General features: G+C 42.5%; 13 protein-coding genes and 1 pseudogene. 5 read left to right on the forward strand and 9 right to left on the reverse strand.

Annotation, left to right across the window (positions count from 1 at the left end):
- Nucleotides 1-97: 97 nt before the first annotated feature.
- From KSMBR1_RS20440 to KSMBR1_RS20465, 7 genes and pseudogenes are all read right to left on the reverse strand, one after another.
- Entirely contained in the window at nt 98-1603 is a 1506-nt protein-coding gene (locus KSMBR1_RS20440) for a S10 family peptidase (RefSeq protein ID WP_157820800.1), read from the reverse strand.
- A gap of 81 nt (nt 1604-1684) precedes the next feature.
- Nucleotides 1685-3014: pseudogene (locus tag KSMBR1_RS20445) on the reverse strand (DegQ family serine endoprotease); the annotation flags it as partial.
- Between the two features lie 141 nt (nt 3015-3155).
- On the reverse strand, nt 3156-3323 hold the full coding sequence (locus KSMBR1_RS21420) for a hypothetical protein (RefSeq protein ID WP_157820801.1): 168 nt from the start codon (nt 3321-3323) through the stop codon (nt 3156-3158).
- A gap of 201 nt (nt 3324-3524) precedes the next feature.
- The gene (locus tag KSMBR1_RS20450) at nt 3525-4031 is read right to left on the reverse strand and encodes an Hsp20/alpha crystallin family protein (protein WP_099326914.1); all 507 of its coding nucleotides are present in this window, start codon (nt 4029-4031) and stop codon (nt 3525-3527) included.
- Between the two features lie 124 nt (nt 4032-4155).
- On the reverse strand, nt 4156-5193 hold the full coding sequence (locus KSMBR1_RS20455) for a YfdX family protein (protein WP_157820803.1): 1038 nt from the start codon (nt 5191-5193) through the stop codon (nt 4156-4158).
- Between the two features lie 168 nt (nt 5194-5361).
- The gene (locus KSMBR1_RS20460; RefSeq protein WP_099326916.1) at nt 5362-5772 is read right to left on the reverse strand and encodes an Hsp20/alpha crystallin family protein; all 411 of its coding nucleotides are present in this window, start codon (nt 5770-5772) and stop codon (nt 5362-5364) included.
- Between the two features lie 21 nt (nt 5773-5793).
- Nucleotides 5794-6216: an Hsp20/alpha crystallin family protein gene (locus KSMBR1_RS20465; protein ID WP_099326917.1), complete on the reverse strand. Its 423-nt coding sequence runs from the start codon at nt 6214-6216 to the stop codon at nt 5794-5796.
- Between the two features lie 424 nt (nt 6217-6640).
- Here KSMBR1_RS20465 and KSMBR1_RS20470 point away from each other — a divergent pair, with 424 nt between their 5' ends.
- From KSMBR1_RS20470 to KSMBR1_RS20490, 5 genes are all read left to right on the forward strand, one after another.
- Nucleotides 6641-7036, forward strand: a complete 396-nt coding sequence (locus tag KSMBR1_RS20470) for a PAS domain-containing protein (protein WP_099326918.1) — start codon at nt 6641-6643, stop codon at nt 7034-7036.
- 120 nt (nt 7037-7156) lie between these two features.
- The gene (locus KSMBR1_RS20475) at nt 7157-8437 is read left to right on the forward strand and encodes a dihydroorotase (RefSeq protein ID WP_157820806.1); all 1281 of its coding nucleotides are present in this window, start codon (nt 7157-7159) and stop codon (nt 8435-8437) included.
- Nucleotides 8431-9111, forward strand: a complete 681-nt coding sequence (locus KSMBR1_RS20480; protein WP_099326920.1) for a YacP-like NYN domain-containing protein — start codon at nt 8431-8433, stop codon at nt 9109-9111. Before KSMBR1_RS20475 ends, KSMBR1_RS20480 begins: the two co-directional genes overlap by 7 nt.
- Entirely contained in the window at nt 9095-9499 is a 405-nt protein-coding gene (locus tag KSMBR1_RS20485) for a VanZ family protein (protein ID WP_099326921.1), read from the forward strand. Before KSMBR1_RS20480 ends, KSMBR1_RS20485 begins: the two co-directional genes overlap by 17 nt.
- Nucleotides 9500-9673: 174 nt before the next feature.
- Nucleotides 9674-11704, forward strand: coding sequence for a tetratricopeptide repeat protein (locus tag KSMBR1_RS20490; protein WP_099326922.1), 2031 nt, complete (start codon nt 9674-9676; stop codon nt 11702-11704).
- Here the strand turns inward: KSMBR1_RS20490 and proB are convergent.
- On the reverse strand, nt 11701-12843 hold the full coding sequence (gene proB / locus KSMBR1_RS20495; RefSeq protein ID WP_099326923.1) for a glutamate 5-kinase: 1143 nt from the start codon (nt 12841-12843) through the stop codon (nt 11701-11703). The two genes, KSMBR1_RS20490 and proB, sit on opposite strands and share 4 nt — an antisense overlap.
- 49 nt (nt 12844-12892) lie before the next feature.
- The gene (gene dnaA, locus KSMBR1_RS20500) at nt 12893-14242 is read right to left on the reverse strand and encodes a chromosomal replication initiator protein DnaA (RefSeq protein ID WP_099326924.1); all 1350 of its coding nucleotides are present in this window, start codon (nt 14240-14242) and stop codon (nt 12893-12895) included.

Here is a 14242-nt window from a genome sequence, read left to right on the forward strand (position 1 = left end):
TGTTTTTTGTTATCAATATACCGCCGAATACCTTGGAAATCCTACCATTTCAATCCTATTCCTGCAACAAGGCTTTGCCTTGTTTGCAGGATTTAGGTTATATATTATCGCTAATCTCAGGATCCAGATCCATTTGCTTAATCGTAATCCAGGTAGCATAATATGGAGTTACCAGATCAAATACACCATGAATGATTAATACCTGCATATGGGGATTTATGCACATTGCCTGCTTTAAGTCCGCTACAGCTTCGGCAAACCCTTGTTGCCCCTGAATACCCGACCACCAGTTCCACGATTTGAACACCTCCTCATTTAAGAGGAGATAGGGTAACTCAGTCTTAAAATCCAAATGGTCACGCACATAGGTATTGAAGGCTGCTGTTACTGGTGCATTGAGCCGGTCGAGATACGGATCGCCACCAGCAAGCATCTGTCTTGCAGGATCAGAATCGACAAGTTTAATCGACCCATCGTATAAACTCACCAAACGTCTCTGGTCTGACAATAAGGCTTTAGCGAAGCGAGCCGGTGGGACGCGTCCTGCCCAACGATGCAGGATGTCCGCATGTAATCCCATCATGTTGCTCGATTGCTCAATCCAATCCGGCAGCAAGTCACCACCGGCTAATCCGGTTAAATATTCTGATAAGGCGAAACGCTCCACTTCACCAAGCGAAACACGGGGGTTATCAGCTTTATACGTTATCATGTCACTGCGTTCATGGAATGCCGCCACTGCAGTGTAGCTCGGCAGCAAGGCCACCCAAGGCCACAGGCTTCGTTCGCTGCCCCAAAGCAACCCAAAATCAATCGCCGGAGAGATGAGTACCAACCCACTTGGCACAATGCCAAAATCTGACTGAAGCAGTTTTGATAAACGTGCGACCCTAAAACCGCCATAGCTTTCTCCGGCAAGAAAAATTGGCGAAAGCCAACGTTCCTCCTTGGTCAGATAAGTGCGAATAAAGCGGGCCAGAGAGTCGGTATCTTCCACCACGCCCCAGGCGTATTTACCTATCGATTTTTCCTTCGAAGGTCTCAACTTCCGCCCTTTATTGTTTTCGGTGTCATCCTTAATCTCACGACTGTAACCCGTTCCAACAGGATCTACAAAGACCAGATCCGTAAACGATAGCCAACTCTTTGAATTATCGAGTAATCGGGCTGGCATATGGAGTACCTTTCCATCGTCACTGAACTCGACGCGTTTTGGACCTAAAGCTCCCATGTGCAGATATGCCGAGGCAGCACCTGGACCACCGTTGAAAACAAAGGTCACCGGCCGTGGGTAATCATGTTGTTCGTCAGCGGTATAACTGATATAAAAAATCCTGCTGACTGGCTTTGCCTCCTTATCCGTTATGGTCAGCGATGCTGCGGTGGCAAAATACTCCAGTGTTTTATCCGCTGTCGTCAGAGTATGTTGGGTAACGGCCCTGTTCGATGCGTCAAGAACACGCTCTTCGGCCTGCTGTTTTTCCACCTCAACCTTCTTGTTGTCTGGCACACCCAATACAATAGACGTATACATAAAGCAAACACAAATCAGCGTAAAGGCTGATATTGTGAATCGATTAGTGCTTCCTAATGTGTTAAACATTTTTAACCTTGTTCTAATGTAATCCATGGAAAAAGGCAGTCAAATCGACCGATCTTTTGAAATGGCATGATTCGGTAAAACTTACCAACTTAACACCACATACTGCTGCGCATTGCCTCTCCGAAGGAGCAGCAGTATACTTTTATCATCGCTGCTCTTCTCGACCGCACGCTTGAACTCGGCAGCATTTTTCACGGGTTCGCGATCCACCTGCATAATCACAGTGCCAGGCTCAATGCCTGCCATTGCAGCAATAGATCCTGGTCTGACTTCCGTGACCACAACACCTTCCCCCATTTTGACTCCAAATTGTTCAGCCAACTGCGGGGTTAGCGTTTGTACCGTCAGACCAAGTTTCTCGGCGCTTTGCGACGAAGTCTGTGCAGCCAGTTTTTCTCTGGTGAGCTTGCCGATTGTCACAGTAAGCGTCATTTGTTTTCCTTCCCTCAGGATAGTCAACTCTTCCGTGCTGCCCGGCTGAGTGAGTGACACTCTGTTACGGAAACTGCCGACATTTGTTACCGGTTCCCCGCGATATGCAATGATTATATCCCCTTGACGCAACCCTGCCATATCAGCCGGTGAATCGTCTGAAACCTGAGAGACAAGTATACCCTTGACCTGTTCAACACCGAACGACTTTGCAAGATCAGCGGTAAGCGGTTGAATCACAATACCAAGGTAACCACGCGTTACTTCTCCTTTATCGATCAACTGATCGGCGATCTCCCTGGCAAGATTGATAGGAATCGCAAATCCCACACCCATATATCCGCCACTGCGGCTGAAGATGGCGGTATTGATGCCTACCACCTCAGCATCCAGATTGACCAGTGGACCACCAGAGTTACCGGGATTAATCGCTGCATCTGTCTGGATGAAATCTTCATAATCGTTAATACCAATACTCGTACGCCCCTTGGCGCTCACCACACCTACGGTGAGGGTATGACTCAGTCCAAATGGGTTGCCAATGGCAACAACCCACTCCCCAACCTCCAGCTTGGAGGAATCACCCAGTTTTGCCGCCGGCATACTGCTAGCCTTGATTTCTATAACCGCCACGTCTGACTGGGGGGTCCCGACCTGTAATTTTAGCGTTATATTCAGAACCATTCTGGAATTGCACCCGGATAGTATCAGCATTTTCCACAACGTGATTATTAGTAAGGATGTATGTTTTGTCAGACAGCAATCCGTCCTTTACCTCGAACACAAATCCGGAACCCTGTCCAATAATACGGTGTTCACTTTGAGGTTTATCAGAAGGCGGTGTCCGAGGAATACCGGGGAATGGTTCACCAAAGAAACGTTTGAAAAACTCATCCCCAAAGGGCCATGAATCGCCAAAGGGTAACCGAAACCGTGTTCTCGCCGAATCAGATACTTTCGATTCAACCTGTATCATTACTTTGTTAAAATAATATGCAAAACAACCTTAATTCCCTCTATTTAAAAGGATTTATGCTTTGAAAAATCCTTGATTAATACCATACAATAAGTAGGATGCCGAACGCAAAGGCATACAAAATATATCACTTTATGAACGGTTTCAGTGGTTTTTAACAAAGTAATGCTGTATGAAAACCACAGATGGCGATACTTCCCGTGCCACAGATGCAAAGGCCTTACCGGTCTGGCGCAGGTCTTTAATACCGTTGTCTTCTAATGCATAGGCTGGCATTACACTAAAACAGAAAAGCGTTACGTGCAGCATCATTAATTTTATCTTCCTCGTATTCTCCTGCATCCTTAATTTCTATTGCTACCGTTGCCGATCTTAATCAGTTTAAAAACTAATCTTGCAAACCTCTCTTTACATAAATTGTCTCCTCTTGCCCATAAATTTCGCCTATCATGGAGGCGCTGTCATTACATAAAAATGCTCCAATAAGCGCCTCCATAATAACCAACAACAACATCATTCTCCCTTTATTTCAATCTTACGCACATTTTCCTGCGCTTTTCCACTCTTAGGCAGATTGATTTTCAACACCCCTTTTTTGAACGAAGCCTTCACTTTTTCCTGGTCAACTTCACAGGGAAGTTGCAGAGAACGGTAAAAGGATCCGTAACTTCGCTCTACATGATAGTACTCTTTGTCCTTTTCTTCCTTTTCCTGTTTCTTCTCCCCTTTAATAGTGAGCACATCGTCTCTTAAAGTAATTTCAACATCATTTTGATCCATTCCCGGCACTTCTGCGATAATCTCAATTTCTTTGTCATTTTCACTTACATCTATCTTCGGTGAAAACTCGGCGAATCGCTCTTCCTTTAATGGGAGGGACGGGAATCTGTCAAACCCTCTGAAGAAATCGTCAAATAATCGGTCCACTTCTCTCTGAAGGGTCGCTACAGGGTGTTGCAGTCCTGATAGTGCAGGCTGCTGTTTTCTTCTATTCCAGGTTATTAAATCTTTCAAGGCCATGGTCGACCTCCTTTCTTATCAATTAAATGTTACATGAATGTACAAAACTTTTTTCTGCATGGTACAATAAAAATCTGAAACAGTCGGGGGAAACAGGACCTTGCAGTTCCTCACATATCAACCATTATTTCTTTCTCTCCTGAGTTTGCTCAGTCTTCTCTTCAGTGTGAGCTTGACCGGTTTCTTTGCTAAACAAATTGACTGCCCGCTCCCAGAACTTGCGAATCTTAGATGCCGCTCCTTTTTCTTCAATCTTTGTCGTCAGCTTGGTGATATCATCCTCAAGCTGTTTCACAATTTTCTTAGCCTCCTCGTCTTCCAGCAGTGCTCGGTATGTTCCCAACTGGATTTGAGCCAGTCTCAAGTTGTCCTGTGCAGCTTCGTGCTTACCCTCTTCAACCATGCGCTCAGCCAGCCTTAACGCATGCTGTACTTCTACAAGCGGATTGTCTACCTCATGGAAAACGAGCTTTACACCTTTCGTCTGCGCAAGGGCCAACTGGACCAGTGCTTCGTCCGGCTTTCCCTTGTCCAATAAAGACTCTGTATGGTTCAATTTTCGCTCAATATAGCTGAGGTCTACAAGCACAGATGTATAAATGACATCAACATCTGCAAGTCGCAGTCCTTTAAGTGCCGCCTCCTTCTCCTTGGCGTCAATGATCGGTTCTACAATTTCCATAGCGATAGTGCCCTCATATAAGGCAATCTTGTCGTCCTGGACCTTGTCAACCTCCCGATAAACCACTTTACCGCTGACATCTTTCACCGATGTCGTCACCGTAGTAACGGGGAGTAATTCCCTCACAACCTGCGTCAGCCTCTGAGCATTCTTGATCTCCGGTTTTGCAGCTTCGGGGTTCTGATCGATGAGACTTTTTGCTGCATTGTTCAGATGATTGACGATACGCGAAGTCAAGAGAGATGCTTGGTGCTTATCCTGCGCAGACAAAGCGCCTTCAGTGTACCGTTCTACGGTTGTCTGATAGCGTTTACCACTGCCAAACGTGATGTATGATTGATCCCGCTGCTCTCCGCCACCCAATGCCTTTTCTGAGGCGATGACAGTCGCGCACATAAACAGAGAGAGAGCAATTAATGCAACCACACCAGAAATTACTGTACCTTTTCGATCATGAAAAAACTTACGAATTACGTTCATTTCTTTCCGTTTCTCCTTTCTCATACTAAAAAGTAATATATTATATTACGACATTACGACATAATATTACGACAAAAAATCCTTCCGTATTCGTTAATACTCACAGGCTGTTTCTCATCTCACCTGGCGTTAACCGCTTCAATCAACCGTACGTCACGCCACTCTCTGTTATCCTATCTGAATCTTCTTTGGTTGTGCTTCCGGCGCCTTTGGCAGTGTCAGGGTCAATACACCGTCTGCCAGTTTTGCATCAATTTTTCCCGTATCAATGATATTTGATACGGTAAATTTCCTGGTATAATGACCTACATTGTACTCGGTATACACCGGATTAAGATGTTCATACGGCGTAAAGTCTATTTTTGCATCAACCTCCAGGACATTATTTTCCAGCACGACATTTACATTTTCCTTTTTCACACCCGGGACATCCATGGTGACGACCAGACTTTTATCGGTTTCAACGATATCCGTCATGGGAATATAATATTTGCCTTGCACCGTTTTCTCTCCCTTATATTCTGTTTTTTCCGGTTTCTGACTTTCAACCGTTGCTACTTCCTTTGTTTCATTACTCATACCATCCTCCTTTCAGGGTTATTATTGAATTGCAATACGTTTTGGTTTCTCTGACTCCGCACGGGGCAGAGAGATTACCAGAAGGCCATCTATATACTCTGCTCTGACCTGATCAGATTCTACGTTAACCGGTAGTCTCAATGTCCTGTCAAATTTGGATGCAGTACGCTCAATACGGTGGTAACTGACATTTTCGCCGTAGTCGATCCTGCGTTCTCCGGATAGCCGTAATATGTTGTTTTTTACCTCTATGTTCAGATCCTCCTTCTTTACCCCTGCTAATTCTGAAACGAGCACCAAATCGCCATCTTTTTCAAAAATATTCATCGGCGGATACACCCCTCTACTGGTCGTAGTATTCTCAAAAAAACCCGTGTCGCGCGCCAGGTCCATTGCCTCCTGAAGCCCTAATAATGTTTCCAATGTCCTTGATAATGGTAACATGACAAATCCTCCTTTCAGTTTCAGAAAAAATCAAATTACTTGACACATCAAAAATAACTCAATACATTTATACAAGAAAACCGGTTTTTCCCTTTCTGACAATGCTTATCGCAACAAATGTGCCAAATTATATAAGTTATTGCTATTTCTAATGTTAGTATATTCTGTCTGTAGAAAAAACATAATATTCCGGGAAAATGGGAACGGTTATTCCCTTTTGTGTGGATTTATATTCCCAAATCAGTTATCATTGTGCGTAAAGACGATGTACTCTTGTGTCAAATGATGGGTAATATCAAAATTATGTGTTCTGTGCTAATGCAGGATGCATTTAAATCGATATACAAGAAACAACACACAATATTATGTTATGACTGTTTGGGAAATACTTGTCTCACTCACCTAAAATCTCATCAATGCAGGTATGAATAAAAAAAAGAATTCTGTTCAAAAATGGCTCGTTCCGTATAACGGCGATAAGACCGATGTTCCGCCTTATTTCTTTACCGATGATGGAAGCATTGACAAATCTATAATAGATAACCTTGATTCAGATGTTATTCTTTTGGACAGAGATCTCAACATTGTACTGATGAATAAGGCAGCGGAAAAGACATGTGGTGTGAGTTTTCACGAAGTAAAAGGTACCAACTATATGGCGTTACGACTGAAATCCTTAGAACAAGAGCTGTCAAAGAACTTGAATAATGTCCTTCAAACGAAGAAAACCTTTAATATTGATGTAAGGACGACCATGATATACACCCATACGATCAAAATCCAGACCATCAAAGAGGTAAAAAGTCCGCTCGATTTCTGAGGAATTCTATGTAGACCAATTAAGGTGCATATCAACCGTTTCAGAACCTACTCTGATAGAAAGGGTATGATCACTGGATGGATAGAAAATAAGAACCTTTACTATTTCAGATTACACAAAATGAATGCATTATTAATAAAAGGCGGTTATGTAGTAGACCCTGCTTCCGACTTTGAAGGATACGCTGACGTTCTTGTAAAAAATGGGAAAATAGAGGCGGTGTCACCCAATATTACCACCAACCCCTCTGTCAGGATTATTGATGCAACGAATAAACACGTCATCCCAGGTCTGATAGAGTGCCATGTTCATTTTCGTGAACCAGGGCTTGAATACAAAGAAGATATCAGAACAGGCTCACGCGCCGCTGCAAAGGGCGGATATACGACAGTGATTTGCGAGCCCAATACAAACCCGCCTATCGATTCCCCCGCCATAGTGGATTTACTCACGGAAAGAATTTTAGAAAAGAGCATAATAAAAGTGTTTGCCAAGGCATGCATTACAAAAGGTTCATTAAGTGAAGAGTTGACGGACATTGCCGCCCTTGCTAAGAATACCCGTATAAAAGCATTATCGGACGACGGCAATCCGGTATTCAACGATGCTTTAATGTGCAAGGCTTGCGAGCTTTCAGTACAACATGCTATTATTATTAGCCCACATTGCGAAGACTCTCCATTTTATTTGAATAAGATAAAAGACATTCCCGGCGCAACCCGTTTCCCAGGCGAACCTTATTCACACGAAACCGATTTTGCCAGGCGTGACATCCGCTTTACGGAACAAGCAAAAGGCCGTCTGCATATTTCCCACATAAGCCTGAAGGATACCTTGGCAGCGATACAACAAGCCAAAGAAAGAGGCATAGGAAAATTCACTTGTGAAGTGACCCCCCATCACTTATTATTGGACAACAGCTTCCGGGATAAAGACGGAAATATGCCCAGGACAAATCCTCCCTTACGGTCCCGTATGGACGTGGAAGCCATGCAAAACGGCTTGGCAAGCGGTATTATTGACGTCATCGCAACAGACCATGCCCCGCACACCGACGATGATTTAAAAAAAGGCGCTACGGGCTTTGTGGGACTCGAAACCGCCCTTGGCGTATTGCTTACTAAACTGGTACATACCGGTATCATTACTTTTAAGGAACTTATCATAAAAATGTCCGTCAATCCTGCACGCATCTTTCAAATAAACGGCGGCAGTCTTGCTGCCGGCATGCCGGCAGATATTACCATAATAGATAAAAACAAGGAATGGACGGTGGACGTTAACGTTTTTGAATCAAAGGGCAGAAACTGCCCCTTTCACGGATGGAAACTAAAAGGACAGGTTTTGACTACTATTGTTAATGGAAAGGTCGTTGTTGATAACTACAAAATAGAATGCTAATCATTATTGACGGCTATAATCTTATCTTTTCCGTGCCGGAATTGGAAAAACATGTGGAAAGGAATTTTATTGAAGCGGTGCGCGATTATGTAATATCCTTCCTCTCACAATACCGGCAGGAAAAGCACTACGATATAATCGTTGTATTTGATGGCACCTATTCAGAAACAAGCTTACCGAGAAGACTGGTTTCCGGGGGGATAAAAATAATTTATTCCAAAACGGGCGTCAAAGCGGACACCGAAATCATGAACATTGCCAGCCATGTGAAAAATCCGAAAGACGTATGTATTGTAACCTACGATAATGAAATAAAAAGACATGTTAAAAAATGCGGCTGCCGGATTTTGGACCCAAAATCACTGTACAGAGAAATCTACGATGTACTCTTTAAAGAGAATAACCAAAAACCCTCAGAACCTGAAAGTAAATGGAAAGGACCTACAGAAGGTGACGCTAAATCGTGGGAAGGCGTTTTTAAGGAAGTCACCCGTGAAGAGGTCGATTTCCACATAAAAAAAACCGGTTTGGCAAACATAAAGAAAAAACAGGTGCAAGTAACATTTGAAAACACCTGTAAAAATGAACATCAGGAAGACTCTCTCCCTGACAATAATACACAATACTGGATTCGCCTCTTTGAAGGATTAGAAAACAATGACCAAAAAAATTAAGATTCACTGGGGTATAAAATGTGCACTGGCATTTGGGTATGCATACGGCATTTATGTAGCATCATCCACAGATACCTCTTCAGTCTCCTTGCCAAACCATATCGACAAACTTATCCATTTTGTTGAATATGGGATATTATGTTTGTTCGTCTGCTGGGTTGTTTCTTCCTTTCAAATCAAATCCGCGAAGATGTTTTATCTGTTAGCCTTCGGTATAACCTCATTGTATGGTATGTTCGATGAATTCCACCAGTCATTCATCCCCCATCGTTCCGCGGATGTACTCGACTGGCTGGCGGACACTGCCGGTGCGGCTACGGCATGTTTTCTATGGCATGTTTTTATCCGTAAAAATAAGGCCAGCAACCGCTTATTGACAGACAGATAATAGCCTTTAGTACCTTATCAGTAATTTCTTTGCACACTTCCATTCGTCAGTGCGTGCTTTTTGGCAAAATATTTAATGGTGAAATACGAATATTTAATTTTTTTATCTGTGCAATTTATGTAATCTGTTGTTCCGCCTTTCGTAATTTTTTCCAGGATTTCGCGAGTTTTTTCAATGAACGCCAGGTATTTAAAGTTTGTTTCTCCTGCCATCCTCATTTTTCTATCGGGATTTTTGTATCTCAACTCATTGCATAACGATTTTGTTTATGACGACGCATACATCATCAAGGAAAACCACTTCATTACCTCACTAAAAAATTTCCCTAAATTATTCCATAAAGATTATTTTTATGTTTCCGGAGAACTCAGTTACCGCCCTATCGTCACCATAACTTATTTTATTGACCATGCATTGTGGAATCTTAAACCCTTTGGCTATCATTTAACCAATACGGTACTCCACACCATCAACGTATTCCTATTTTTCCTCTTTACTAAATGTATTTTCAAGAACCTTCGGCAGGCTTTCATCGCTACGCTGTTCTATCTATCGCATCCTCTGTTAACGGAGACGGTTAATGCAATTTGTTACCGGGAAGATATACTTGTTTCAATTTTTTTCCTTTTAGCGTTTATTTTATTCCTGAAAACAAAAAACCACAGGCAAAGCCACACAAATAGCCACTTTACCCTTTGTTATTTTCTCTCTTGTCTCGCATACCTCATCGCCCTTTTTTCAAAAGAAATGGCGATTACATTCCCAATCCTTATTGTAATCTTCGATCTTTTGTTTTTATCTCAAAACGAAAAAAAATCTGATTCCTTAGCCCCTCTTGCAAAAAAAGTTGCTCGTTTCATGCTCTTTTACAGCGGATATATTTTTGTTACAGGTGTCTATATCTTTCTGAGATTTTTTGCCCTCAGTAATAACTTAAAAACGATAGAAATCTATCCAACAAATATTGCCACCATGACAAAGGTAGTGGCATATTATCTAAAACTTATTTTTTTACCTGTCCCCCTTAACGCGGATTATTACGTACCAGGGCATTTATCTTTTACGTTATCGTTATTTGTGGCTGCCTTGCTGATTACGTGTTTCGTTGTTATTTTTGTACGTTTCTTACGAAGGAATAGATATGTCATTTTTTTTATTTTATGGTTCTTTATCACACTTTTGCCGGTGCTTGGCATTATCCCCATCGGCAACATTATGGCGGAAAGGTATTTGTATGTGCCGATAATCGGCCTTTGTTGCACAATAAGCTATTCCTTTTTGAATAGAAAATTGTCTTATCCTATTGTTGTTGTTTTTGGCGTTATTCTGCTCTGTTTTCAAATTGGAGTGATACACAGAAACCGTATCTGGCGTAACGACGCTACACTATGGTTTAACACATTTCAAAGAGAACCGAAAAGCGCCAGGGCATGCGGCAACCTGGGCAATGCATACTTTAATAACCTGCGGTATGAGGAAGCAATCAAAATGTACCGGCAGGCGCTTGCCCTGGAACACAGCTATCCATTTATCCATTTTAATCTGGGGGCGGCTTATGAGAAAATTAGCCTTGTTGACAAGGCAATAGAAGAATATAAAGCGTCCATCTCAAATCTTAACGATAATACGCTTGCATACAACAATATTGCTATGATCTATGATAAACGAGGACGCCATGATTTGGCTGTCGAAACCTATCTCCTTGCATTAAAAGATAATCCCTATGTACCTTTCGTACACAACAATCTTGGGAATACCTATGAATACACCGGCAACAAGGAAAAGGCACTCGCTGAATACAGGGAAGCGGTAAAACTCGATAACAATTATGCGGACGCCCATAATAATATGGGCGCTGTTTATCTGAAAAGCGGAAACGTTGATATGGCCATTCGTGAATTTGAAAAAGCCATTTATTCAAAACAAGGGCATGTTGATGCGCATTACAATCTGGGAATTGCGTATGCGTCAAAAGGCCTTTTTAAAGAGGCGTCGGAAGAACTAAAACTTTCCCTTCAATATAATCCAAACGACTATTCCGTATACAGGGACCTGGGCGTATTATATTATCAGCACTTTAAAGATATCGATACGTCCCTTTATTATTTAAATGAATCAATCCGCCTGGCGCCGAATCTCGCAGAAAAAGAAAAGGTCGGCAATATAATAAAATCAATTATGACAGCAACTATTGACGCCCCTTAAATCAAAACCAGGTTGTCCCGATGAATAACCTCATCATAGGATTTATAGCCCAGAATCTTGTGAATCGAAGAGGCGCGGCATCCCTTGATTTTTTCTATCTCCTCAGAAGAATAATTGGTTAATCCTCTCGCAAAAACGCCATCATTTTCACCTTTACAAATCGAAACAATATCTCCTTTCTCAAAACCGCCTTCAATCGAAACAATGCCGGATGCAAGAAGGCTCTTCCCCTTCTTCGACAGGGCAGAACAGGCGCCTTCATCAACGAATACAACGCCTTTCGATTTCTTTGAATACCCTATCCATCGCTTTCGGCTTGTCAGTTTTTCATTTTTTGGAAGAAACAACGTCCCGATATCCTCATACTGAAAAATCTTTAGCAACACATTTTCATGTCGCCCGTTGGCAATAATCACTTTTTCACCGGCATTCGTCACAATTGATGCAGCTTCCAACTTGGTACGCATCCCCCCCACCCCTCTCAACGTCTTGGAATTGTAAGCCATTTGTTTGGTTTTATGAGTAATGTGTTCCACTACAGGGATAACATGCGCCCGGCTTTCTCCTTCGGGTTGTTTGTCATACAACCCATCAACTGAAGAGAGAATAACCAGCAGGTCTGCGTCAATAAGATTAGTTACTAATGCGGACAATTCGTCATTATCGCCAAAGGCAATTTCATCGGTCGAAATAGTATCATTCTCGTTTACTACAGGAATCGCATTCATTCGGAATAATGTATGGATGGTATTGCATGTATTTAAATATCTTTTCCTGTTTTCAAAATCTTCCCGTGTAAATAAGATTTGTGCCGCATGATATCCATGCGATTTAAAAAAACTATCATACGTGCTTATTAATTTGCTTTGGCCAATGGACGCAACCGCCTGCAGCTCAGGAAGCGTACCGGGTCTCTTTTGCAACCCCAACTCGCCCATACCGCATCCGATTGCGCCGGAACTTACCACCGTTACATTAAAATTTCTTCTTTTTAACTCTATGACCTGTTCGGCTAACCCTTTTATCTGTTTATTGTCCAAATATCCCGCATTGTCAGTTATCACGCCGGTGCCTATTTTAATAACAATCTTTTTTGTGTCTTTTATGTATTCGTACCGTATGTCTGATATTTCTTTCACAATATTTCCCGTGACGATTTAGATTTTTCGAAAGTTTTTCACCGGATCTTCACTTTTTTGCCTTTTTAATTTTTTCCATAAGTATATCGAGGAACGATTTAAACTGGTCATCTTTTTTCAATTCTTCGTTTATTTTTTTTATCGCAAATATCACTGTCGTATGTTTCTTGTTGCCAAAATAATTCCCTATTTGCTGATACGACCAATCCAACTGATTTTTTATTAAATACATGCATATCTGACGCGGAAACGATACCGTCTTCGCCTTCCGGCTCGAATGAAGGTCACTGCGGCTTATGTTAAAATGCCGCAACACCGCACCCTCTATCTCCTCCACCTTCACTACCTTGTCGTCGCCGTAAAAGAACTCCTTCAACACATCTTTGACAAACGCAATGTCTATCTTCCTGTCATTAAACCTGGCATGTGCCGTCAACGTCACCAAGGCGCTCTCCACCTCTCTTACACTATCATCAAACTTCTCCGCAATATACTCCAGCGCCTCCTCCGGAAAATACACATCGTACTTCGACGCCTTCGTCCTTAATATCAACAACCTCGTCGCATACTCCGGCCTCTCTATACGCGCCACCATCCCTGACATAAACCGGCTCGCCAAATTCTCCTTCAACTGGCTTATCTGCTTCGGATGGGCATCGCTCGCAAATATTATCCGCTTTGACGAATCATACAACGCATTAAACGTATGCAAAAACTCCTCCTGCACTCCCTGCTTGTTGGATAAAAAATGAACGTCATCTATCAGAAATACGTCCACATTCCTGTATCTCTGCCTAAATGACTCCATCTTCCCTTTCTGCAATGCATAGATAAACTCATTCGTCCACTTCTCCGCAGACATATACACCGCATTCACCGTCTGCTCTTTCCTGACCCGATTCCATATCCCCACAAGCAGATGTGTCTTCCCCACCCCTACATTCCCATGAATAAAAAGGGGATTAAAGGGCGGATACTCCTCCTTTATCATTTCAAGGGCCGCCGTATATGCAAGCCGGTTATTGGGGCCTATCACAAAATCCTCCAGCAACAAACCCTTGTTTAACCCCAGTGCTTTCCTCCCCGTATACGCACCCTTCTCATCAACAACATCAGGCTTTTCCGGCAATACGATCTCTTTCTCCTGCTTGTTGTCCAGTATAAACCGTACATCAAGGTCGCTCCTCTTCAGAAACCGCCCTATGTCCTCTTTCAACAAACCGGAAAAATTCTCCTGCAGCCACATCTGGGTAAATACGTTAGGAACGGCAATGCTTGCGTAAGCATCACCTATTGACTCAAGACGGGTATTTTTGAACCACAGATTGAATCGTAATGGGCCTAATTTCTCTCTGACATTCTCAAGAATATCATCCCATATTTTTGAACAAGGTTCCAT

The organism is Candidatus Kuenenia stuttgartiensis (assembly GCF_900232105.1).
GTDB classification, from domain to species: Bacteria; Planctomycetota; Brocadiia; order Brocadiales; family Brocadiaceae; genus Kuenenia; species Kuenenia stuttgartiensis_A.

Bases quoted from the DNA above. Each gene is read 5' to 3' on its own strand.
- KSMBR1_RS20440 (WP_157820800.1), bottom strand. From the start codon at position 1,603: ATGTTTAACACATTAGGAAGCACTAATCGATTCACAATATCAGCCTTT.
- KSMBR1_RS21420 (WP_157820801.1), bottom strand. From the start codon at position 3,323: ATGATGCTGCACGTAACGCTTTTCTGTTTTAGTGTAATGCCAGCCTAT.
- KSMBR1_RS20450 (WP_099326914.1), bottom strand. From the start codon at position 4,031: ATGGCCTTGAAAGATTTAATAACCTGGAATAGAAGAAAACAGCAGCCT.
- KSMBR1_RS20455 (WP_157820803.1), bottom strand. From the start codon at position 5,193: ATGAACGTAATTCGTAAGTTTTTTCATGATCGAAAAGGTACAGTAATT.
- KSMBR1_RS20460 (WP_099326916.1), bottom strand. From the start codon at position 5,772: ATGAGTAATGAAACAAAGGAAGTAGCAACGGTTGAAAGTCAGAAACCG.
- KSMBR1_RS20465 (WP_099326917.1), bottom strand. From the start codon at position 6,216: ATGTTACCATTATCAAGGACATTGGAAACATTATTAGGGCTTCAGGAG.
- KSMBR1_RS20470 (WP_099326918.1), top strand. From the start codon at position 6,641: ATGAATAAAAAAAAGAATTCTGTTCAAAAATGGCTCGTTCCGTATAAC.
- KSMBR1_RS20475 (WP_157820806.1), top strand. From the start codon at position 7,157: ATGAATGCATTATTAATAAAAGGCGGTTATGTAGTAGACCCTGCTTCC.
- KSMBR1_RS20480 (WP_099326920.1), top strand. From the start codon at position 8,431: ATGCTAATCATTATTGACGGCTATAATCTTATCTTTTCCGTGCCGGAA.
- KSMBR1_RS20485 (WP_099326921.1), top strand. From the start codon at position 9,095: ATGACCAAAAAAATTAAGATTCACTGGGGTATAAAATGTGCACTGGCA.
- KSMBR1_RS20490 (WP_099326922.1), top strand. From the start codon at position 9,674: ATGAACGCCAGGTATTTAAAGTTTGTTTCTCCTGCCATCCTCATTTTT.
- dnaA (WP_099326924.1), bottom strand. From the start codon at position 14,242: ATGGAACCTTGTTCAAAAATATGGGATGATATTCTTGAGAATGTCAGA.